The organism is Inediibacterium massiliense (assembly GCF_001282725.1).
Classification (GTDB): domain Bacteria; phylum Bacillota; class Clostridia; order Peptostreptococcales; family Thermotaleaceae; genus Anaerophilus; species Anaerophilus massiliensis.
This window is the reverse complement of sequence record NZ_LN876583.1, coordinates 22238-42749: the sequence shown is the minus strand read 5'-3', so window position 1 is coordinate 42749 and position 20512 is coordinate 22238. Positions and strand designations below refer to the sequence as shown.

At 30.8% G+C, this 20512-nt stretch carries 21 protein-coding genes; 20 read left to right on the top strand and 1 reads right to left on the bottom strand.

What is annotated here, in order from left to right:
* Nucleotides 1-43: 43 nt before the first annotated feature.
* The 8 genes from BN2409_RS17075 to BN2409_RS00585 all read left to right on the top strand — a co-directional run bounded on the left by BN2409_RS17075 (nucleotide 44) and on the right by BN2409_RS00585 (nucleotide 5724).
* A complete protein-coding gene (locus tag BN2409_RS17075; RefSeq protein ID WP_199872884.1) occupies nucleotides 44-196 on the top strand; it encodes a hypothetical protein in 153 nt (50 codons plus the stop codon).
* 170 nt (nucleotides 197-366) lie between these two features.
* Nucleotides 367-786 (top strand): coiled-coil domain-containing protein, encoded by a 420-nt coding sequence (locus tag BN2409_RS17445; protein ID WP_242847887.1) that lies wholly within the window; start codon nucleotides 367-369, stop codon nucleotides 784-786.
* Between the two features lie 36 nt (nucleotides 787-822).
* Nucleotides 823-990, top strand: a complete 168-nt coding sequence (locus tag BN2409_RS17790; RefSeq protein WP_199872890.1) for a hypothetical protein — start codon at nucleotides 823-825, stop codon at nucleotides 988-990.
* An 81-nt stretch (nucleotides 991-1071) separates the two neighbouring features.
* A complete protein-coding gene (locus BN2409_RS00605; protein ID WP_053954727.1) occupies nucleotides 1072-1614 on the top strand; it encodes a DUF1694 domain-containing protein in 543 nt (180 codons plus the stop codon).
* 159 nt (nucleotides 1615-1773) lie between these two features.
* Entirely contained in the window at nucleotides 1774-2502 is a 729-nt protein-coding gene (locus tag BN2409_RS00600; protein ID WP_242847891.1) for a YwmB family TATA-box binding protein, read from the top strand.
* A 51-nt stretch (nucleotides 2503-2553) separates the two neighbouring features.
* Nucleotides 2554-3810, top strand: coding sequence for a UDP-N-acetylglucosamine 1-carboxyvinyltransferase (gene murA, locus BN2409_RS00595; protein ID WP_199872883.1), 1257 nt, complete (start codon nucleotides 2554-2556; stop codon nucleotides 3808-3810).
* Between the two features lie 110 nt (nucleotides 3811-3920).
* The gene (spoIID, locus tag BN2409_RS00590; RefSeq protein ID WP_053954724.1) at nucleotides 3921-4910 is read left to right on the top strand and encodes a stage II sporulation protein D; all 990 of its coding nucleotides are present in this window, start codon (nucleotides 3921-3923) and stop codon (nucleotides 4908-4910) included.
* Nucleotides 4911-4974: 64 nt separating this feature from the next.
* A complete protein-coding gene (locus BN2409_RS00585) occupies nucleotides 4975-5724 on the top strand; it encodes a M23 family metallopeptidase (protein ID WP_053954723.1) in 750 nt (249 codons plus the stop codon).
* 36 nt (nucleotides 5725-5760) lie between these two features.
* Here the strand turns inward: BN2409_RS00585 and spoIIID are convergent, their stop codons facing one another.
* Complete coding sequence (gene spoIIID / locus BN2409_RS00580; protein WP_053954722.1) at nucleotides 5761-6015, bottom strand: sporulation transcriptional regulator SpoIIID; 255 nt, start codon at nucleotides 6013-6015, stop codon at nucleotides 5761-5763.
* A 257-nt stretch (nucleotides 6016-6272) separates the two neighbouring features.
* Here spoIIID and mreB point away from each other — a divergent pair, with 257 nt between their 5' ends.
* From mreB to BN2409_RS00520, 12 genes are all read left to right on the top strand, one after another.
* A complete protein-coding gene (gene mreB, locus BN2409_RS00575; RefSeq protein WP_053954721.1) occupies nucleotides 6273-7304 on the top strand; it encodes a rod shape-determining protein in 1032 nt (343 codons plus the stop codon).
* A 475-nt stretch (nucleotides 7305-7779) separates the two neighbouring features.
* Nucleotides 7780-8853: a flagellar hook-basal body protein gene (locus tag BN2409_RS00570; RefSeq protein ID WP_053954720.1), complete on the top strand. Its 1074-nt coding sequence runs from the start codon at nucleotides 7780-7782 to the stop codon at nucleotides 8851-8853.
* 797 nt (nucleotides 8854-9650) lie between these two features.
* Nucleotides 9651-10442: a flagellar basal-body rod protein FlgG gene (gene flgG, locus BN2409_RS00565; RefSeq protein ID WP_053954719.1), complete on the top strand. Its 792-nt coding sequence runs from the start codon at nucleotides 9651-9653 to the stop codon at nucleotides 10440-10442.
* 11 nt (nucleotides 10443-10453) lie between these two features.
* Nucleotides 10454-10810, top strand: a complete 357-nt coding sequence (locus BN2409_RS00560; protein ID WP_053954718.1) for a rod-binding protein — start codon at nucleotides 10454-10456, stop codon at nucleotides 10808-10810.
* Nucleotides 10811-10977: 167 nt separating this feature from the next.
* A complete protein-coding gene (gene fabZ / locus BN2409_RS00555) occupies nucleotides 10978-11421 on the top strand; it encodes a 3-hydroxyacyl-ACP dehydratase FabZ (protein WP_053954717.1) in 444 nt (147 codons plus the stop codon).
* A 3-nt stretch (nucleotides 11422-11424) separates the two neighbouring features.
* Nucleotides 11425-12396, top strand: coding sequence for a YveK family protein (locus tag BN2409_RS00550; RefSeq protein WP_053954716.1), 972 nt, complete (start codon nucleotides 11425-11427; stop codon nucleotides 12394-12396).
* Nucleotides 12397-12419: 23 nt separating this feature from the next.
* Nucleotides 12420-15338: an O-antigen ligase family protein gene (locus tag BN2409_RS00545; protein ID WP_053954715.1), complete on the top strand. Its 2919-nt coding sequence runs from the start codon at nucleotides 12420-12422 to the stop codon at nucleotides 15336-15338.
* A 247-nt stretch (nucleotides 15339-15585) separates the two neighbouring features.
* Nucleotides 15586-16800: a DegT/DnrJ/EryC1/StrS family aminotransferase gene (locus BN2409_RS00540; RefSeq protein ID WP_053954714.1), complete on the top strand. Its 1215-nt coding sequence runs from the start codon at nucleotides 15586-15588 to the stop codon at nucleotides 16798-16800.
* 12 nt (nucleotides 16801-16812) lie between these two features.
* Nucleotides 16813-17439, top strand: a complete 627-nt coding sequence (locus BN2409_RS00535) for a sugar transferase (protein ID WP_053954713.1) — start codon at nucleotides 16813-16815, stop codon at nucleotides 17437-17439.
* Nucleotides 17432-18157: a GNAT family N-acetyltransferase gene (locus tag BN2409_RS00530; protein WP_053954712.1), complete on the top strand. Its 726-nt coding sequence runs from the start codon at nucleotides 17432-17434 to the stop codon at nucleotides 18155-18157. The genes BN2409_RS00535 and BN2409_RS00530 overlap by 8 nt, the downstream gene beginning before the upstream one ends.
* Before the next feature lie 37 nt (nucleotides 18158-18194).
* On the top strand, nucleotides 18195-19409 hold the full coding sequence (locus BN2409_RS00525; RefSeq protein WP_053954711.1) for a glycosyltransferase family 4 protein: 1215 nt from the start codon (nucleotides 18195-18197) through the stop codon (nucleotides 19407-19409).
* 1 nt (nucleotide 19410) lies between these two features.
* Nucleotides 19411-20508 (top strand): glycosyltransferase family protein, encoded by a 1098-nt coding sequence (locus BN2409_RS00520; protein WP_053954710.1) that lies wholly within the window; start codon nucleotides 19411-19413, stop codon nucleotides 20506-20508.
* The last annotated feature ends 4 nt before the right edge of the window (nucleotides 20509-20512 follow it).

Genomic DNA, 20512 nt, shown 5'->3' with positions numbered 1-20512 from the left:
ATATGATATAATTGGTATACTCAAAATAAAGGGTGGGATATATATGGATCAAGATTTAAAGGATGCGCTAAATGTCATTGTAGGAATGCTTGATACATTAGGAAAGAAAATAGATAAATTAGATCAAACAATGGAACGTATAGGAACAGGGAAAACATCATCTATGTATGGAGAATATGAAATCTTTAAAAGCTAAAAAAATTATTATAGAATCATAGGGACAGGTATCGTGATTCAAACTTATCTTAAATAAAAAAACTCGTAGGCGAACTAAGTTTTGTCTTCGAGGTTTTTTCGATGAGATATTGATGAGAATAGGCTAAAGTGATATAATTCATTTATAAGACAATAAATGGTGGTGAAAATATGGATAAAGAAATTTTAGAATTATTAAAACAAATTCAGGAAGATAATAAAGAGTTTAGAAATGAAATAAAACAAATTCAGGAAGATAATAAAGAGTTTAGAAATGAAATAAAACAAATTCAAGAAGATAATAAAGAGTTTAGGAATGAAATAAAACAAATTCAAGAAGATAATAAAGAGTTTAGGAATGAAATAAAACAAATTCAAGAAGATAATAAAGAGTTTAGAAATGAAATAAATCACAAACTTGATAATATAAGCAATAAAATAGAAACAGTTTATGAACAAACTGCTGATTTAACTGAATTTAGAACAGAAGTTAATGTAAAATTAGATACAATAAAAGAGGATTTAAGTGCTGTTGAATTAGTAACCTCAAAAAATTGGAATGACATAGCAAAATTAAAAGCTATAAAATAGGAAGAATCACAGGAACAGTTACTATGATTTAAACCTATCCTAAATCATGAGTCTTTAGGGCTTTCTGTAGGAATTATTCAAAGTCAAATGAACATACAGGAGAAAAAGAAAACTTATAGATGTGATATGACATACGGAACAAATAGTGAGTTTGGATTTGATTATTTAAGACTTTCAATTGAAAGTCTTTTATTTTTTATATGAATAACTAATAAAAAAAATGCAATGACTATAAATGGATACATAATAAAGTAATAATAATTTTTAAAATATGGAGGATTTTTTATGACCAATAATGATTTGGAGAAATATGTACAATATGGAGTGATTGGAACACCTGAAATAAAGGCAGATGAAAAGAAAGTTTGGCTTGGAGAATTTAGAGAAAGAGTAGTATTTGCTTTAACTTATGATCAAATTTATCAAGAAGAAGCCATAAAAGTAATCAAAGAAAAATGTAAAGATGAAAGAGTACAAAAAATTATTATTGAAAATAGTGTAAGATTAGATATTGCAGAAGAATTTATGGATCTATCTAAAGAATTCAAAAAAGATTACAAAACAGTAGATATGGGAGAGACAAGAGGAAAAATTGCATTAGTACTTGCAAATGATGATGCAGTAGATGAAGAAAATGTACTTATGGATAAAATTCCTTCTTTACCAAAAGAATTTTTAAATATTAGAAATAAAAAAATATGTAAAAAGCATATGGAAGTTTTACAAAGGGATGCTTCTTTTTTTGCAGATGAATTTAAAGAAATTAATTTTTTAGATCAATTGATGGGAATAAAGTGTGAAGTTTGTGAGCGTACAAAAAAGGATTAAAAAAATTTTAAAAAATGTATATTCTCATCTCTCTCAGTCAATACTTTTAATAACAAGGGAAGAGAGAAGTTTTAAAATATGTTTTCGTCCCCCTTTAACATATTTGATAATAAATTCTCTTCCCTTTCTATTTTCAAGGGAGATGAGATTTTGAAAAAAATGATAAAAAAGATTTGTCTTTATTCATTTATATTTGGAATATGTTTTACATTGACTATGAATCATACAGATGCTTTTACAAAAGAAGAGGGAATTTTAAAAGCTTTTGAAATGTCTAAGGGGAATTTAGAACAGATCAATCTCAATGGTCATACAAGTATAAGAAAATATACAGACCCAAAACAAGGGGAAAAAATGGCTTTGTCTATTTCGAAAGAATTAATGATGAAAGATATACAAATACTAAATACATCAGATGAACAAAATACTCAAATTTGTATTCAAGGAAAAAAAGGAAATCAAGAAGATATATCTTTGATCATTCAATCTATGAAAAATGAAGATATAAAGGAAACAAATATAGTAGTAGATGTGGTTTATCATGAAGTCATAGATATTCATAAGGAAACAGAAAAGATAAAAAAAGTATTAAATTATTTTGGAACAACTACATTTACCTCTTGCATTACAGGAAGCTATGTGGGAAAATTAGAACGTGAGACAAAAGATCAAATGATAGAAGATATAATGAAGAATTTAAAAATCAAAGAGGTTGAAAAGTTTGAAAATCAAAATATGATCAGTACTACGGGATATAGTAACAAAATAAAAGATCATATAAGCTATGGAGGAAATAAAGTAAATATACATTTGGCAATAAGGTATAATTCTTATGAAAAGAAAACATATATTTGGATAGGAACACCACTTATTGCTATAAGTTATTGATTTGAGTTAGGCCACAAGCATAAGAATATGAAGCTAAAGGAGGATCGTGATGTGGCAAAAATTGTTGTAGAGAAAAGTCCAGCATTATATGGAAAAGTCAGAGTAAGTGGAGCAAAAAATTCTGTATTGCCTATTTTAGCAGGAACTTTATTGGCACAGGATACTTGTATATTAGAAGATATACCAGCTCTTAGAGATGTAGAGGTAATTGGTGAAGTTTTAGGATCTGTAGGAGCAAAAGTGAAAAGAAATATGAAAAATGGATCTATAGAAATTAATGCAGCAAATATTGATCAATATGAAGCACCTTATGAACTCATCAGAAAGATGAGAGCATCTTTTTTAGTAATGGGACCTCTTCTTGCTAGAAAAGGAAAAGCAAAGATATCTCTTCCAGGAGGATGCGCTATAGGCACTAGACCCATTGATTTGCATCTTAAAGGACTTCAAGCATTAGGTGCACATATTGATGTAGGACATGGATATGTAGAGGCAAAAGCAAAAGAATTGATAGGAGATAAAATTTACTTGGATTTTCCAAGTGTTGGGGCGACAGAAAATATTATGATGGCTGCAACCATGGCAAAGAGAACAACTGTAATAGAAAATGCAGCAGAAGAACCTGAAATTGTGGACTTATCTAATTTTTTAAATAGTTTAGGTGCAAAAATAAAAGGAGCAGGAACAGATACTATAAAGATAGAGGGAGTCAAAGAATTAGGAGGAACTAGACATACAGTGATTCCTGATCGAATTGAAGCGGGAACTTTCATGGTAGCAGCAGCTCTTAGTGGTGGAGATGTAACCATAGAAAATTGTCTAAGTGATCATGTAAAACCTATGATTGCAAAACTTAGAGAATGTGGAATAGAAATAGAGGAAAATCCAGATAGTATTAGAGTCATAGGAAAAAGAAAGGCTATTCCTACAGACATTAAAACATTACCTTACCCTGGATTTCCTACAGATATGCAAGCACAATTTATGACACTTTTGAGTGTGGCTAAGGGAACAAGTGTAGTGATTGAAACAGTTTTTGAAAATAGATTTATGCATGTAGCAGAACTCAAAAGAATGGGTGCAAATATTAAGATAGAAGGAAGAAGTGCTGTAGTCCAAGGAGTGGACAAACTTCAGGGAACCCAAGTGAAGGCTACAGATTTAAGAGCAGGAGCAGCATTGATTCTTGCAGGCATGGTAGCAGAGGGAACTACAGAAATAGGAGATATATATCACATTGATCGGGGATATGTGGAAATTGAAAATAAACTAAGGGCTTTAGGAGCAAAAATAAGAAGAGAAGAATAAAAAATCGCATGTTGCATAAGCAACATGCGATTTTGTTGTTCTATCCATATTTTTATAGTCATAAAATGTAGGAGGTAGATTATACAGAAGATACAAAAGGGGGAGAACTTATGAAGAATTTATTCATTTGGATGGGGAGTATTTTAGGAATTATCATTATTATTCCTATGATTTTGATACAAAGCTGTGATATTCAAAAATCTCCTATACAAAAATCAAAAGAAAAAATTTTAAAAATTGATCAAAAAGTTCATGTTTATTTACAAAATGAAAAGAAAGTAGAAACATTAGATTTAGAAGAGTATGTAAAAGGAGTCATATCTGGAGAAATGCCAGCAACCTTTGAAATGGAGGCTCTAAAAGCACAAGCGGTAGCAGCAAGAAGCTATGCGGTGTCTAGAATGAATGCTTATAAAAAAAATGGAAATCAAGTTCATCCAAAGGCAGAGCTTTGTGATACGGTTCATTGTCAGGTATGGCTTTCTAAAGAAAAGTTGACTAGTATAAAGTCAGAACAATGGATGAGCAATTACTGGTCAAAGATAGAAGAAGCTGTAGAAGAAACAAGGGGAATGATTATGACTTATGATGATAAACCTATTGATCAACCTTTGTTTCATTCTACGAGTGGCGGAAAAACGGAAAATTCAGAAGATGTTTTTGCTGCATGGGTGCCTTATCTTAGAAGTGTAGAAAGTCCTTATGAAAAGGACGCACCTCATTTTACAGATAACCAAATGATATCTGTCTCTGATTTTGTAAGTAAAATCAAGCAAAAATATAATGATTGTATCATTTCACCTTCTACCATTTCAACAGATATACAAATAGTAGAGAGAAGTGAAGGAGGAAGGATTTTAAAAATAAAGGTAGGAAATAAGATCCTAAAGGGTAGAGAAATTAGAGAATTATTTGGCCTCCGCTCAGCAAATTTTAAAATGGATATCCAAGGAGATCAAGTGAAATTTACTACAGTAGGGTATGGTCATGGAGTAGGTATGAGTCAGTGGGGAGCTAATGGAATGGCCAAAGAAGGATATTCTTTTGAAGATATATTAAAGCATTATTATGTAGGAGTAGAAATTGAAAAACTCAAATAAAAATGTGTATTTCTGATGTATGAAATCCATCTAGGTGGCAAGAATACTAGATGGAGGTGAGAATATGAAAAAATTCACAAAAAAAGTATGGAGTAAAGAAGGCTTTTATATTATTCTATTTCTATGTGTATGTATTGTAGGAACTGTATCTGCATGGGTAACAAAGGAACATATAGATCAAGTTCCTAAAGAGGAAGTCAAAGAGCCATCTATGACAGAAGAAATGGACGATTTTTGGCAGACAGATGAAAAGGAATCAGCTAGCGTCATAGAAAGTGTGAATGAACCACAACAAGTTTCTGCTGAGAAAGACCAGACTCAAATTATAGAATCAAAACCAGTAAAAGAAAATATAGTGAAAGAGGATGTAAAAGAAGAGTCCAAAGAAGAAAAAATAGAAAGCATAGCCCTTCCTGTAAAAGGGAAAAAAGGTATGGATTATGCAGCAGAAAAGCTTGTATATTCAAAGACATTAGAACAATACACTACTCATGATGGAATAGACTTAATAGCCCCCCTAAATACACCAGTTGTAGCTGCTTTAAAAGGCAAAGTTGTAGAAATTACAGAGGATCCAAAACTAGGGACTATGATTACTATATCCCATGATGATGATGTCATTACTAGATATGCTAATTTAAGCACTACAGAAATGGTAAAAGTAGGAGATCTAGTAAGAAAAGGACAGGTTATTAGTGGAATAGGAAAAACTGCTTTATTTGAAAGTTCTGAAGAACCCCATCTTCATTTTGAAATATTGGTAGATGGAAAAACTATAGATCCATCTCCATTCCTTCCAATCAAAAAAGAATAAAACAGGGAAAATCCCTGTTTTATTTATTTTCTTGAATTATTCATGAGTTGTTTTATATTTCATCCTAGTTGCTTTACCACCTCGTATATGTCTTTCTGCTTTATTTTTATCCAATATAGTTTTTACTTGATGTGCTACTAGAGGGTTTATCTTAGGAAGGCGTTCGGTAACATCCTTATGTACAGTACTCTTACTTACACCAAAGACTTTAGCAGTTTGGCGAACAGTAGCTTTTTCATTTATGATGTATTCAGCTATTTCCATTGCTCTTTCTTCTATATAATCTTTCAATTGTGAACCCCCCTTTATTAAGGCCTTTGATACATAATATGCACCTTTTCTATTTCATAGAACAAAAAATGAATTTCAAAAAATGAATGGAAAAATCTTTAAAAAATAAAAGGATTTATAAGATTTATATAGAATATACTTAAGTTGATGTGACAAATTTATCCTAAATGAAACAAACTTTTTAAAAATTAGCAATTAAGGAAATGACGATAATATGGAAATAGAGTTTTATTGATATAGGATGGAAGGAGATCAATATGTTTGGATTAGGAATGGAAGTTGGGATTGACTTAGGAACAGCAAGTGTTTTAGTATTTATAAAAGGGAAGGGGATTGTACTAAAAGAACCTTCAGTAGTAGCCATTGATAAAAATACAAATAAGCTTTTGGCAGTAGGAGAAGAAGCAAGAAAAATGCTTGGAAGGACACCAGGAAACATTGTGGCCATTAGACCATTAAAGGATGGTGTTATTTCTGATTATGAAGTAACAGAGAGAATGCTTAGATATTTTATCCATAAAACTTGTGGAAAAAGAAAACTTTTCAAACCCAAAATTATTGTTTGTGTACCAAGTGGAGTAACAGAAGTAGAAAAAAGAGCAGCCATTGAAGCTACAACAGAGGCTGGTGGGGGAATTACATATTTAATTGAGGAACCTATTGCAGCAGCTATCGGGGCAGGACTTGATATATCCAAGCCTGATGGAAATATGGTAGTAGATATTGGAGGAGGTACTGCAGATATAGCAGTTATTTCTCTAGGAGGGGTAGTAGCCAATAGATCTATAAAAAGTGCAGGAGATAAATTTGATCAAGCTATTGTACGGTATATGAGAAAAAAACATAATTTATTAATAGGAGAAAGAACAGCGGAAAATTTAAAAATGAATATTGGAACTGCTTATCCAAAGACAAAGCTTCAAACTATGGAGTGTAGAGGAAGAGACTTGGTGTCAGGACTTCCTAGAACACTTAAAGTAACTTCTGAGGAGATGTATTATGCACTAGAGGAGCCTGTAATGGCTATTGCAGATGCAGTTCATTCTGTTCTTGAGAGAACTCCACCAGAGCTTGCAGCAGATATTAGTGATAGAGGAATTGTCATGACAGGAGGAGGGTCACTCCTTGATGGACTCAATAAGCTGATTGAGGAAAGAACAGGAATTCCTACTTATATTGCAGAAGATCCTATTGAGTGTGTGGCAAAGGGAACAGGAGCATCACTTGAGTCTTTACAAGTTCTTGAAAAAAGCATGATGAGTAGTAAACAATTTAGAAAATCAAGATAGATTCCAAATAAAATCTGATAAAATAATAAGCCTGTAGGCTAAAATTATTTTATTAGATTTTATTTTTATATAAGTTTTACAATAAAATTCTTAATAATTGTTCCTTATTTTTATGTCTTTTTCAATGTAAAGTGTACAAAATAAAAACTACTAGAGTTTCTAGTATAGCTTGTAGATAAAGTTATAAAAAACGTCACTAAATTTTCAAATTTGGAAAATATAAAGAAACGATCGAAAATAGCATTACAAACTCGCTATGCTCAAACAGTGTAATGCTAATCATTTTCTCGCTTATTCTATATTTTCACAAATTCTCAATAATGGTTCCTTATTTTTATATCTTTTTCAATTTATAATGCACAAAACAAAAACGGTGACTAAGTAAATAAAAATTAGGATTAAAGTTTTAAGGATGAAGTGTCGATACTATAAAAAGAAAATCTATGTATATATGTGTATATAAAGGAGTGACACAATGCTCAGAGGACTTTATACGGCTACTTCTGCTATGCAGACCAATGATAAAAAGTTAGATGTGATTACAAATAATATTGCAAATATTAATACTACAGGTTATAAAAAAGATGTGGTAGTGACTGAATCTTTTCCAGAAGTGCTTATTAAAAAGATAAACGGAAGTAATCCTTTTCAAAATTTAGATACATTTGAAGGAACACAAGTAAAAGAAGAAAACGGAGCATATGAAATAAACACAAAAGGTGGATTTATACGTATTCAAACTCCTCATGGAATAAGTTATGAAAAAGGTGTAAAATGCACTGTCAATGAAGATGGGTACCTAAGTACTTACACTTTAGATAATAATGGAAACAGAGATACAAAAGCAGGTTATCTTATACTAGGAAATAGAGGTCCTATAAAAGCAGAAAATGGAGCATTGCAAGTTAATGAACGTGGACAGGTATTAGCAGGTGGAAATATAGTGGATGGACTCATTATGATGACTCCGCCTGGAGTGATTGGGACTTTAAATGCTGGAGTAAAATTAGATCAGCTTCAAATCAATTATGATCAGGGACAACTTTATGAGACTGAAAATAATTTGGATTTAGGTATAAAGGGCAAAGGCTTTTTTAAGATTGAGACACCTGATGGATTAAGATATACAAGATCAGGAAGCTTGGTATTAAATGATCAGCATCAATTAGTTACCCAAGATGGACATGTTGTGGTTGGAGAAAATGGACCGATCTATATCAATGGAGGAGATGTTGCCATTGATGAAAATGGTCAGATCATGGCAGATGGAGAGTTTGTGGACAAGCTTGCTATGACAGATATTAAAAATATTAGAGACGTGCGAAAAGAAGGAATGAATCTTTATAAGATTGCAGAAGATGCCCAAGCGGAGGAAATTCCATTTGAAGGTAAAATTCTTCAGGGATTCTTAGAAAAATCTAATGTAGATCCGATCAAGGAAATGGTAGAGATGATTGGTATTTTTAGAAATTATGAGTCTAGCCAAAAGGTTATTAAAGCTTATGATGATACTTTAGGGAAGGCTGTTAATGAGGTTGGAAAGGTATAGAATATAGATTTATAAAAAAATAGTGTTTCTATAATAGCTTTTAGAAAACTAGTATTTCCATCTATTTTAAAAATCCTAACGCATCTAATCTGACATCGTGTCAGTAGTTGCTAAAACAGCCTCCTGCTGTTTTTACGGATTTTGTAATAGCTGTCAATAAGTTTTCTTGTAAAATCTATTATAAGTAACAGCTTATTTTTAAATAAATCTATTAGGTGGATGATGCTATTCAACTAGCAGATTTTCTAGAAAAATTCTTTTAAGTCATTCGTTATACTTTTTATTTTCATAATAGAAAAACTAATAGATGTCAATAAGTTTTCTTGTAAAATCTATTATAAGTCACAATCTATTTTTTAATAAATCTATTAGGTGGATGATGCTATTTAACTAGCAGATTTTCTAGAAAAATTCTTTTAAGTCATTCGCTATACTTTTTATTTTCATAATAGAAAAACTAATAGTTTAGAATAAGTTTTCTTGTAAAATCTATTATAAGTCACAATCTATTTTTAAATAAATCTATTAGGTGGATGATGCTATTCAACTAGCAGATTTTCTAGAAAAATTTTTTTAAGTCGTTCGTTATATTTTTAGTTTTCATAAAAGAAAAGTTAATAGTTTAGAATATGTTTTCTTGTAAAATCTATTATAAGTAACAGCTTATTTTTTAATCAATCTATTAAGTAAAAGTTTGATGGAGTTAGAATATTTAGTTTTCATAAAAGAAAAACGAATAGTTTGAAATAAATCTATGAAGTTTGATTGAAAGAATAAGACAAAATGGAGGGAAAAAGATGAGAGCACTTTGGACGGCTGCATCAGGAATGAAAGCACAACAATTAAATGTAGATACCATATCCAATAACTTAGCCAATGTAAATACAGTAGGCTTTAAAAAACAAAGAGTAGAGTTTCAAGACCTTTTGTATGAGCAATTAAATAGTAAAAACATACAAGATGGACAAGGTAGACCTGTTAACCTTGAAATTGGACATGGAGTTATGCCTGTTGCTACTCTTCGTAGTTTTACAAAAGGAAATTTAGAGCAAACGAACAATTCATTAGATTTAGCCATTGATGGGAATGGATTTTTTACCGTAAGAGATGAAAATGACAATTTATTTTATACAAGAGATGGTAGCTTTAAATTAAGTGTAGAAGATAATGAAGCAAGAGTGGTAACATCAGAAGGATATTTTGTTCAATGTGATGCAGGAGATATAGAATTAGGGGAAGATGTAAAAGATATTTCTGTTTCTGCTAATGGAATGATTAATGTAAAAAGAGAAGGAGAAAACGAGTGGGAGGAGATTGGACAAATCAATCTTTCACAATTTGCAAATCCTTCAGGATTAGAAGCCATAGGAGGGAATCTATATAGGCAAACTACTGCATCAGGAGAAGCGGTAGAAGCTGAAGAGGGAGAAGGCGGAAATATCAAACAAGGCTTTTTAGAAACTTCTAATGTACAAGTAGTAGAAGAGATGGTAAAACTGATTACAGCACAAAGAGCGTATGAAATTAATTCAAAGTCCATTCAAACAGCAGACCAAATGTTAGAACAAGCTAATAACTTAAGAAGATAAGGTGAGAAGATATGAATATTAATCCTATTTCTTCATATTCTATGAATCCAGTTCAATCACAAAAAACAAAAGTAGAAGAAAAATCTTTTGAAGAAACATTTAAAAAAGCACAAGAAAATAAAGATGAAGAAAAATTAATGGATGTGTGCAAACAATTTGAATCTGTATTTTTAAATATGCTACTTAAAAATATGAGAAATACTATTCAAACAGATAGCTTTATACAAAAAAGTCATGGAAGAGAAATATTTGAAGGAATGTTAGATGAACAATTATCTGAAGAAGTAGCAAAAGGAGAAGGCATGGGACTTGCAAAGCAAATGTATGCACAATTATCCCAATACAACAAAAATATCCAACAAAGATAATAAAGGAATGAATTAAAAAATGTAGAAGTAAGAAGAGTTAGGGATCAAGCTAGCTCTTTTTTATTTGGTAGGAAATATGAAATATTTACAAAATCGTATCATTTGTTGAAACTCTTTGTATATTACTGTAAAATAAAAAGAGTACATAAAATAAAGGAGAGAAAAAAATGTTAAATAACATAGAAATACAAAATATTATTCCCCATAGATATCCATTTTTATTAGTAGACAAAATTGTAGAAATGGAGCCAGGAAAAAGAGCAGTAGGAATTAAAAATGTAACCATCAATGAACCTTTCTTTCAAGGTCATTTTCCAGGAAACCCTATCATGCCAGGAGTACTTATGGTAGAAGCTATGGCACAGGTAGGAGCAGTATCTGTTCTTTCAATGGAAGAAAACAAAGGAAAGCTTGCAGTATTTACTGGAATTGATGATGCTAAATTTAGAAGACAAGTAGTTCCAGGAGATACACTAAAGATCGAAGTCAATATGGTAAGTCTAAGACGTGGTATGGGAAAAGGGGAAGCTGTAGCTTATGTGGAAGATGAAGTAGCAGCAAAAGCTACAATTAAGTTTGCGATAATTGAAAATAAAAATACGGAGGAATAAAAAATGGAACAACAAAATACAAATCAATATGAGGAAATTAGTTTAAGAGAAATAATAGAAATATTATTAAAAGGGAAAAAAATCATTTTTTCGATTACAATGATTATGGTACTTTTAAGTGGAATGATAAGTTTTTTTGTGCTAGATCCTCAATATGAGTCAGCAACAACCATGTCAATTACAAATGTAAATCCAGTAACAACCTTTAATACATCAAATACAAATGTAGTATTATCAGATGGAGAAAAAACAGAGATTTCAGAAGCACTAAAGTATGCCAACAAAGACGTAGAAAGAGATATATCTTTTATGTTTGACTCATTATTTAAATACCCTACTACTACTGTAGAAGGTGTCATTGCACAAATGAAGAGTCCGTATATATTAAAAAAAGTAATAGAACAATTAAAACTAGATGAAGAAATTTATACAGTACAAGGACTACAAGGACAAATTGAAGCAACTGCCATTGAAAAGACAAATATGATTGAGATCAAAGTGAAAAATAATGATTCAAAAGTAGCAGCAGATATTGCAAATGCAGTAGGAAAAGAAATAGTAAAAGATATTAGTCAGCAAAATCAAGAATATACAAAAAAAATGAAAGATTATTTAGGACAAATTATTCAAGTAGAAGAAAAAAAATTAGATGAAATGAATAAACAAATAGAAGTATTAGATGAAAATGATTTAAAACAAAATGCTATGAAAAAAAGATTAAATGCAAAACTAGAAGTGATCAACAACACATATAGTGCATTGGTTCAAAAAAATGAGCAAATTGATTTGATAGACAAAGCAGATTTAGGAGAATCTAGTGTAGTCATCTCATCACCAGCTCTTGAAGCAAAGCATCCAGTAGAACCTAGAAAAGCTCTAAATGTAGCTATTGCTTTAGTATTAGGACTTATGATCGGAGTATTTGTAGCGTTTTTCAAAGCATATTGGGAAAGTACCAAAGTAGATGCAAAATAAAGAAGATTCTTTTGGAGGTAGTTATGACTACAAAATCAAAAAATAGAATGAATATAAACAAAAGTTCTAAAGGCGGAATACTATTTGGATTATTATGTATATTATTATTTTATCCACCCTTTTTCAGAGGATTGTTCTTTGAAAAAGAGCTTTTACCTACCCATATATTTTCATTTTTATTAGCGACTATATGGTTATATACAAAGATCAAATCAGATGAAAAAATATTAAGATCCATACCAGATTTATTAGGACTTTGTATTGTAGGTATGTATTTTATCTCTATTTTTTATGGAGTAAATACAAGACTTGCAATAGGTGAGTTTTTAAAATATGCAAACTACTATATCATTTATTTATTAGTAAGAGATTTTACTCAAGATCATGAAAAAAATAAAAGAACGATACTTCATGTATTACTTGGAAGTGGAGCAATTGTAGCAATCATTGGATTAGGAAGTGCTATAGGTATATTTGACTATAATGGAGCTTTTGTAGATGGAAGAATTAATTCTACATTTCAATATCCAAATGCATTAGCTTCTTATTTATTTGCACTATTTATATTATCATTAGGATTACTTCAAAATAGTGAAAATGTAAAAGAAAAATTGATTTATGGAGTACTAGCTAACTTATTTATATTTACTTTTATTCCTACTTTTTCAAGAGGAATGTGGGTATTAGCACCGATTATTTCCATGCTTTATTTTGTGATAGTGCCGATGAATAAAAAGTTAGAAACTATTTTGTATAGTATGCTAACAGTTATACCAGCTGTAGTATTTTCAGCTATATTTTCAAATAAAATGGAAAATAGCAATGTATTTATACAATGGGGATTAGTATTTGTATCTATAGGAGCTACAATAGGTTTAATTATATTTATTGAAAAATATATGGATAAGCTTTCTAATATTTCTTTTAGGAAAATAGGAATGAGTATAGGAATATTATTTTTACTAGGAGTGGTTTTAGGAGGAATAGCACTTCATACAACAGAGCCCTTAGTATTATCAAACATGGATAGCACAGAGGATAAATGGCAGGTAACCAATAGAGAAATATTAGATATAGATAAAACTAAAGAATATATATTAGAAGTAAATACAAAGGTCAAAAATGAAGAAGGCAAACCTTATGCAGCAAGAGTAGATATTTATAGTGTAGATGAAGAAGGAAAGTTAGAAACTCTAGCTACAGAGAATGTTTTGGAAAGTAGTAAATTAGAAATACCTTTTAAGACTATAGATACAACAGAAAAAATTAAAACACAATTTTCAAATTATTATGAAGGTACAGAAGTTACTTTTGATAAAGCAATCATTTATGAAAAAAATTCGGGACGAAAAATTCAAGAATTGAAGTTAAAATATAAATTTATTCCAGAAAGCTTTGTTACAAGGATCAACAGTATCACTACTAGTGATCATAGTTTAAATGCAAGAACTTCTTTTTATAAAGATGCTTTCAAAATCATCAGAGACTATCCACTGTTTGGAGCAGGTGGAGGCGGATGGGAAACCTTATACTTTACATATCAATCATATATGTATTGGTCTACACAAGCTCACAATTATTTTGTACAATTATGGATAGAGATCGGTACCATAGGACTTTTGGTATATATAGGATTAGTGACTACATTATTATATAGTTTATATAAAACTATAAAAAATACAGAAGAAAAAAGTAGTATCCTTCAAAGAGCAATTTGTACAGGTTGGCTTACTTTATTAATCCATAGTGTGATGGACTTTGATTTATCCTTGGGGGCTATGTCTATTGTATTATGGACATTGTATGGATTGACAGATCAAATAGATATAAATATCAAGGGAGAAAATATAGCTAGACCCTTTAAATATGTATCTATTTTTACATGTATAGTTTTAGCAATAGGAGCAAGTTCACTACAGTTTGCAAAGCAAAATGCTATGAAGGGTGTTGTATATGCTCAAAATAGCAGAATATTAGAATCTATGGAGTATTTTGAAAAAGCTACAAAGCTAGATCCATTTTCATCTTCAAATCACATAGATTTAGCTACCATATATAAGGTAGTAGCGAGTCAAGATCCATCATACAAAGAAAAAGCAATAAAGTCTATGGACAAAGCTATAAAAGTAGATCAATATAATGCAAAGATATTAAAAAAAGTAGGACAGATGTATTTAGAAATGGGAGAATTTGAAAAAGGGCTTAATCTTATGGACCAAGAAGTAAAAGTACAGCCTATGAATATAGATGTATATGCAGATCAAACTACAGCTTATTTAGAAGTATGTAAGTATTTTACAAACAAAAATGATAAAGCTTGGATAGATAAGATTACACAAAAGTTCGAAAATATTAAAGCTGCATTTAACAAAAACATGAATAAATCGTTAGAACCATTTAAACAAAATGGGTATTTAAATGAAAATTTTCAAAAAATGAATTATGTGTTAGATTATAAAGATGATATGGAAAAATTAAAAAAGATAGAACAAATAGTAATATACAATAAATTTGACTTAGATTTAGACAAAAATGGAGTACCAGATGGAACTGGGATATGGAATGCTGAAGGTGGAAATGTAAAAGTTAGGAAAGAAAGTGATTATTTAGAAATAACCAATAATGGAGATAATTATGGTTTATTACTTACTGAGAATTTAACACTTACACCAGAAAAAAAATACAAACTAGAAATAGAGTATAGTAGCAATTTAGAAGAAAGAGGTTTTGATGTAATAATAGGAGATTTATCAGAAAAATCAAGAATTATAGGAGCTTTCAATAACGTTAAATCATCTAAAGATTTTCAAAAGCTAGAAATAGATTTTGTAGTTCCTAAAGATGTAGTAAAAGAAAAACAAAGAGTATATATTATTCACAGAGAAAATGATGCAGGAAGTATTAAGGTTAGAAGGATGAAGTTGATGGAGCTGACCGACTAATTATGGAGTATGACACGGATACTTAAATAGCAAAATAATAACTTTGAAGTTTGAAGATGGTTATCAAATGTAGACGATAAATAGAAATGAGAGCAGAAAAATTTATAATAAAAGAATAACCTTGATTTAATTGATAGTATTAATTGTAATAAGATGACTTTTTCATTTGATAATGCTTCAGTACTTAAGATTATCTGAATGTGTAAGAGGTTAATAACATTGAATAGATAAAGTGAGGCTGACTAATATGAAGAAAGTAAGAAATATTCAATTTTCACCACCAGATATAACCAAAAAAGAAATTGATGAAGTGGTAGATACATTAAGGTCTGGTTGGATTACAACAGGACCTAAGACGAAATTGTTTGAAAATAAAATAGCAGAGTACTGTAATACATCTAAATCAGTTTGTCTTAATTCAGCAACAGCTTGTATGGAAATGACATTAAGGCTTTTAGGAGTTGGTGAAGGGGATGAAGTTATAACTTCTGCGTATACGTATACTGCATCAGCAAGTGTTATTGATCATGTTGGTGCAAAGATAGTTTTAGTAGACTCTGGTAAAGATTCATTTCATATAAACTATGAAGCTATTGCAGATGCCATTACAGAGAAAACAAAAGCTATTATACCAGTAGATATTGCAGGTGTAATGTGTGATTATGGCAAGGTATTTGAAGCAGTAAATAAGAAAAAATACTTATTTAAACCATCAAACAAGCTTCAGAAAGCTATTGGGAGAGTTGTCGTCTTAGCTGATGCAGCTCACTCATTTGGTTCTATTTATAAAGGAAAAATGAGTGGTGAAGTAGCTGATTTTACAAGCTTTTCATTTCATGCAGTAAAAAATTTAACTACTGCTGAAGGGGGAGCGGTTACTTGGAAGGATATTGATGGAGTAGATAATGAAGAACTTTATAAACAGTTTATGCTTTTGACGCTTCATGGACAATCAAAGGATGCTCTTGCAAAAACAAAATTAGGGGCATGGGAGTATGATATTATTGCTCCAAATTTTAAATGTAATATGACAGATATTATGGCTTCTTTAGGGATTGTTCAATTAAAGAGATATACTGAGATTCTTAGAAGAAGAAAAGAAATTATTAAAATGTATGATAGATTGATTTCCAATTTAGAGGTGACAAGTCTAAAGCATTATGGAGATGACTTTTCTTCTTGTGGGCATTTGTATCTTTTAAGAATGAATGGACAAGACGAAGTTTTTAGAAATAAAGTTATTGAGAAAATGGCTAAGAAGGGTATTGCCACAAATGTTCATTATAAGCCACTTCCAATGCATACAGCTTATAAGAATTTAGGATTTGAAATGAAAGATTATCCAAATGCATTTGATATGTATGAAAATGAGATTACATTGCCACTGCATACGTTGTTAACTAATGAGGATATTGAGTATGTGGTGGAGAGTTTGAAACAATCAATAGATGAGTTTAAGTAATGGGGTGAAGGTGTGTATCGCAATTTTTTTAAGAGAATATTCGATTTAGTACTAGCAATTATAGCAATTCCATTTTGGCTAATTATACTTCTAGTCGTTGGCCCCATGATTTATTTTCAGGATAAAGGAGCAATCTTTTATAATGCCTCTCGCTTAGGTAAGGATGGCAAAGTATTTAAAATGTATAAGTTTAGGTCAATGAAGATGAATGCACCTGACATTAGAAATGAAGATGGATCAACCTTCAATTCTGAGGAAGATCCAAGGCTTACAAAGATAGGTAGGTTTATAAGGAAGACAAGCCTTGATGAGACACCACAACTTTTCAATATTATAAAAGGTGACATGAGTATCATTGGTCCTAGACCGGATCTTCCGGAGCACATGGAGCTTTATGAAGGAAACGAAGCTAGAAAACTTGAGATTAGACCAGGTGTAACGGGCTATAACCAAGCGTACTTTAGAAACACAATCCCCTGGAAAGAGAGAATAAACAATGATATTTACTATATTGATCACCTGACAATGTGGATGGATATCAAGGTGTTCTTTAAGACAGCTGTATCAGTTCTTAAAAGGGAAGATGTGTTTGTTGAGCAAAAATCAGAAAATAAGAATGGTGAGAAAGCTAATGTCTAGAATAAATTATAAGTGCAAACTACTACAGTGGGATACTGACTACTTCGGAGTCAGTTCTGCTAGAGTGAATCTCAGTGGTATTGTAGATGAAAAAGGGCAAGAAGAAATCATTGAGTTTTGTATAGACTATGACTTTGTTACAATTTTCAATCTCGATAATGTAAAAGAGAATAACCAATGGATTGGCAATAGAACAAATGCTTTTCTAACAGATATGAATATTCAGTTCTTAAAAGTTTTAGCTGGTAAGCCAGATTATCAAGATGAGAAAACTTATGTGGTGAATAACTTATCTAGAAATGAACAGGTAGTAGAAATAGCAAGAGATTCATTTCAGTATTCAAGGTTTTTCAATGATCCAAAGCTACCAGAGATACAGGCTAAGAATATTTATCTTTATTGGACAGAATGCGCTTTTGGGCAAGAGAACAAGTACTTTGTAATTTGTAAGAGAGACGAAAGTGTAGCAGGTTATATTTTATTTTCAATCAATGAAGATAATAGCGTAATAGAACTTATTGCTGTTGATGAGAAGTACCAAGGACAGAGAATTGGAAAGTCAATGATTCAAACAATGGAGTCATTTGTTATAGATCAAGGGATTAATAAAATAAAAGTTGGAACGCAAGTGAATAACATATCAGCAGCTCAGTTTTATTCAAAGATGGGCTTTACATACGTGAGTTGTGGGAGTGTGTATCATTTGTGGAGAAGATGATTAGCTATTAGAAATTTTGCTTAGATGGGAGATTCTGATGAAAAAAATTCTATTTATCTGTACTGAAGGCTTTGATACACCAGGCCCCTCTAATCATCTAATAAGTACATTAATAGAAGATTTATTGGAGAATGGGTTTCAAATAACTCTGATACAGAGTAGGAGACAACGAATAAATGATGATTTGCCAGATAGTCTAAAGGGCAAATCAAACTTAGAAGTAATTACAATAGATAGAAGGATTATTAGTAAGAGTTCATTTGTAAAAAGGTACTTTGAAGAGACAATTTATCACTTTAAGGCTTTCAAGAATTGGAAAAAAATAAAAGACGTTGATGCAGTTTTCATCCAATCATGTCCTACAGTCTTGTTTTCTATAGTATTGGCAAAAGTTTTCACGAGATATCCAATTCTTTATAGCATACAAGATATGTGGCCAGGGAGTGCAGTAAATAGTGGTGTATTAAGGAATAAGTTGATATCAAACTGTTTTTATGGTCTGCAAAAGTTCGCCTATAAATATAGTGATGTCTTAACTGTTATTTCTGAGGATATGAAAATGAAAGTTGTAGAACAAGGTGTCAATGAAGATAAAATATACCCAATTGTTAATTGGTTTGATGATCGGTCGGTTCATGAAGTTGCTTGGTCAGAGAATAGATTTGTAAAAAAGTATGATTTGAGTAGAGAAAAGTTCTATGTTCAATATGCGGGTACTATGGGATATGTTTTTGATTATAAAATGGTGCTTAATGTAGCAGAGAAATTGAGAGATTACAAAGATATCGAGTTTCATATGATAGGTCAAGGAAGTCAGAAAGATAGCTTTGCTAGTGAGGCAAACGATAGAGGATTAACTAATATAAAATTCTTTCCTCTTGAACCTCAACATATGGTTGCTGATGTATATAGTACTTGTTCTATTTGTTTGATTCCTTTGAAAAGAGGTATTATAGGTAATTCTGTTCCGAGTAAAGCGGGACTTTTGATGGCTTGTAATAGAGCCATAGTAAATTCAGTTGATGTAGACTCAGATTACTATAGGATTTTTAATGATAATGAAATAGGGATTTCAGTATCTAATAATGATCCAGATGCAGTTACAGAAGCTATAATTGAATTATTTGTAGATAAAGATAAACGAGATAATTACGCCAAAAAAGGTCAGGAATTTGGAGAAAGATACTACTCAAGAAGTGTTAATACGAAGAAGTTTATTGAAATCTTTGAAGAAATGACGAAGGAGAAGTGATATGAGAGTATTGGTAATTGGCTTCACGAAAATTGCATACATGCCTTATATGCACTTCTATATAAATCAACTTCAAAAATCAAATTGTGACATAAGTTTAGTTTGTTGGGACAGAGATGGAAAACCAGATATAGATCCACCAAGTGGGGTTAAAGTGTTTCAGCATGCTGATTATATGCTAGATAGTGAACCACTAGCTAAGAAAGTACCACATTTTATTAAATATAGAAATTATATAAAAAAAATAATTAAGAATAATAAATTTGACTTGATTATTGTTTTGCATTCAACACCTGGAGTATTATTATCTGATATTTTAACAAGAAAATATACAGGAAAATACATCCTAGATTATAGAGACTTTACCTACGAAAACTTTGGAGTATATAAAAAAATAATTCATAAACTTGTGCATAATTCAATAGCGACATTTGTAAGTTCAAAGGGCTATTTAAAATATCTTCCTATATCGAATAATATATTTGTTTCACATAATCTTCTGATACACTCTATCAACGAAAGAAATGCAAGAAAAAATATTGATAGAAATGTGGAGCCTATAAGGATTAGATTTTGGGGTTTTATTAGGCATGTAGATGTAAATAAACTTTTAATTGATAGATTAGGGAATGATCTAAGATTTGAATTGCATTATCATGGACGTGAACAAGAATCTGGACAAACTCTAAAAAAATATGTCGAAAGCAATAGAATTAAGAATATTTTTTTTCATGGTGAGTACAAACCAGATGAAAGAATTAATTTTGCTGCTAGAACGGACTTACTCCATAATATTTATGAAAATGATATTAAAACGACATATGCGATGGGAAATAAATATTATGACGGATTAACTTTTTATATACCTCAGATTTGCAACAAGGGTTCTTTTATGGGGCAGGAGGTAGAATCAGCTGGTATAGGGATTATGTTAGATCCAAATAAAATGGGCTTCGCAGATCAAATTTTCAATTATTATAATACACTAAATTGGAAAAATTTTAATGAAAAGTGCGATGACAAGTTAAGAAAGATAGTTGAAGAATATAATAACGGCATGGATGTGCTTCAAGATATATTAAATGGAAAGAAGGTATAGTAGT

Bases quoted from the DNA above. Each gene is read 5' to 3' on its own strand.
- BN2409_RS17445 (WP_242847887.1), top strand. From the start codon at position 367: ATGGATAAAGAAATTTTAGAATTATTAAAACAAATTCAGGAAGATAAT.
- BN2409_RS00525 (WP_053954711.1), top strand. From the start codon at position 18,195: ATGAAAAAAATTCTATTTATCTGTACTGAAGGCTTTGATACACCAGGC.
- fabZ (WP_053954717.1), top strand. From the start codon at position 10,978: ATGTTAAATAACATAGAAATACAAAATATTATTCCCCATAGATATCCA.
- BN2409_RS00520 (WP_053954710.1), top strand. From the start codon at position 19,411: ATGAGAGTATTGGTAATTGGCTTCACGAAAATTGCATACATGCCTTAT.
- BN2409_RS00545 (WP_053954715.1), top strand. From the start codon at position 12,420: ATGACTACAAAATCAAAAAATAGAATGAATATAAACAAAAGTTCTAAA.
- BN2409_RS00600 (WP_242847891.1), top strand. From the start codon at position 1,774: ATGATAAAAAAGATTTGTCTTTATTCATTTATATTTGGAATATGTTTT.
- flgG (WP_053954719.1), top strand. From the start codon at position 9,651: ATGAGAGCACTTTGGACGGCTGCATCAGGAATGAAAGCACAACAATTA.
- BN2409_RS00540 (WP_053954714.1), top strand. From the start codon at position 15,586: ATGAAGAAAGTAAGAAATATTCAATTTTCACCACCAGATATAACCAAA.
- BN2409_RS00560 (WP_053954718.1), top strand. From the start codon at position 10,454: ATGAATATTAATCCTATTTCTTCATATTCTATGAATCCAGTTCAATCA.
- BN2409_RS00570 (WP_053954720.1), top strand. From the start codon at position 7,780: ATGCTCAGAGGACTTTATACGGCTACTTCTGCTATGCAGACCAATGAT.
- mreB (WP_053954721.1), top strand. From the start codon at position 6,273: ATGTTTGGATTAGGAATGGAAGTTGGGATTGACTTAGGAACAGCAAGT.
- BN2409_RS00530 (WP_053954712.1), top strand. From the start codon at position 17,432: ATGTCTAGAATAAATTATAAGTGCAAACTACTACAGTGGGATACTGAC.
- spoIID (WP_053954724.1), top strand. From the start codon at position 3,921: ATGAAGAATTTATTCATTTGGATGGGGAGTATTTTAGGAATTATCATT.
- BN2409_RS00550 (WP_053954716.1), top strand. From the start codon at position 11,425: ATGGAACAACAAAATACAAATCAATATGAGGAAATTAGTTTAAGAGAA.
- BN2409_RS17075 (WP_199872884.1), top strand. From the start codon at position 44: ATGGATCAAGATTTAAAGGATGCGCTAAATGTCATTGTAGGAATGCTT.
- BN2409_RS00585 (WP_053954723.1), top strand. From the start codon at position 4,975: ATGAAAAAATTCACAAAAAAAGTATGGAGTAAAGAAGGCTTTTATATT.
- BN2409_RS00605 (WP_053954727.1), top strand. From the start codon at position 1,072: ATGACCAATAATGATTTGGAGAAATATGTACAATATGGAGTGATTGGA.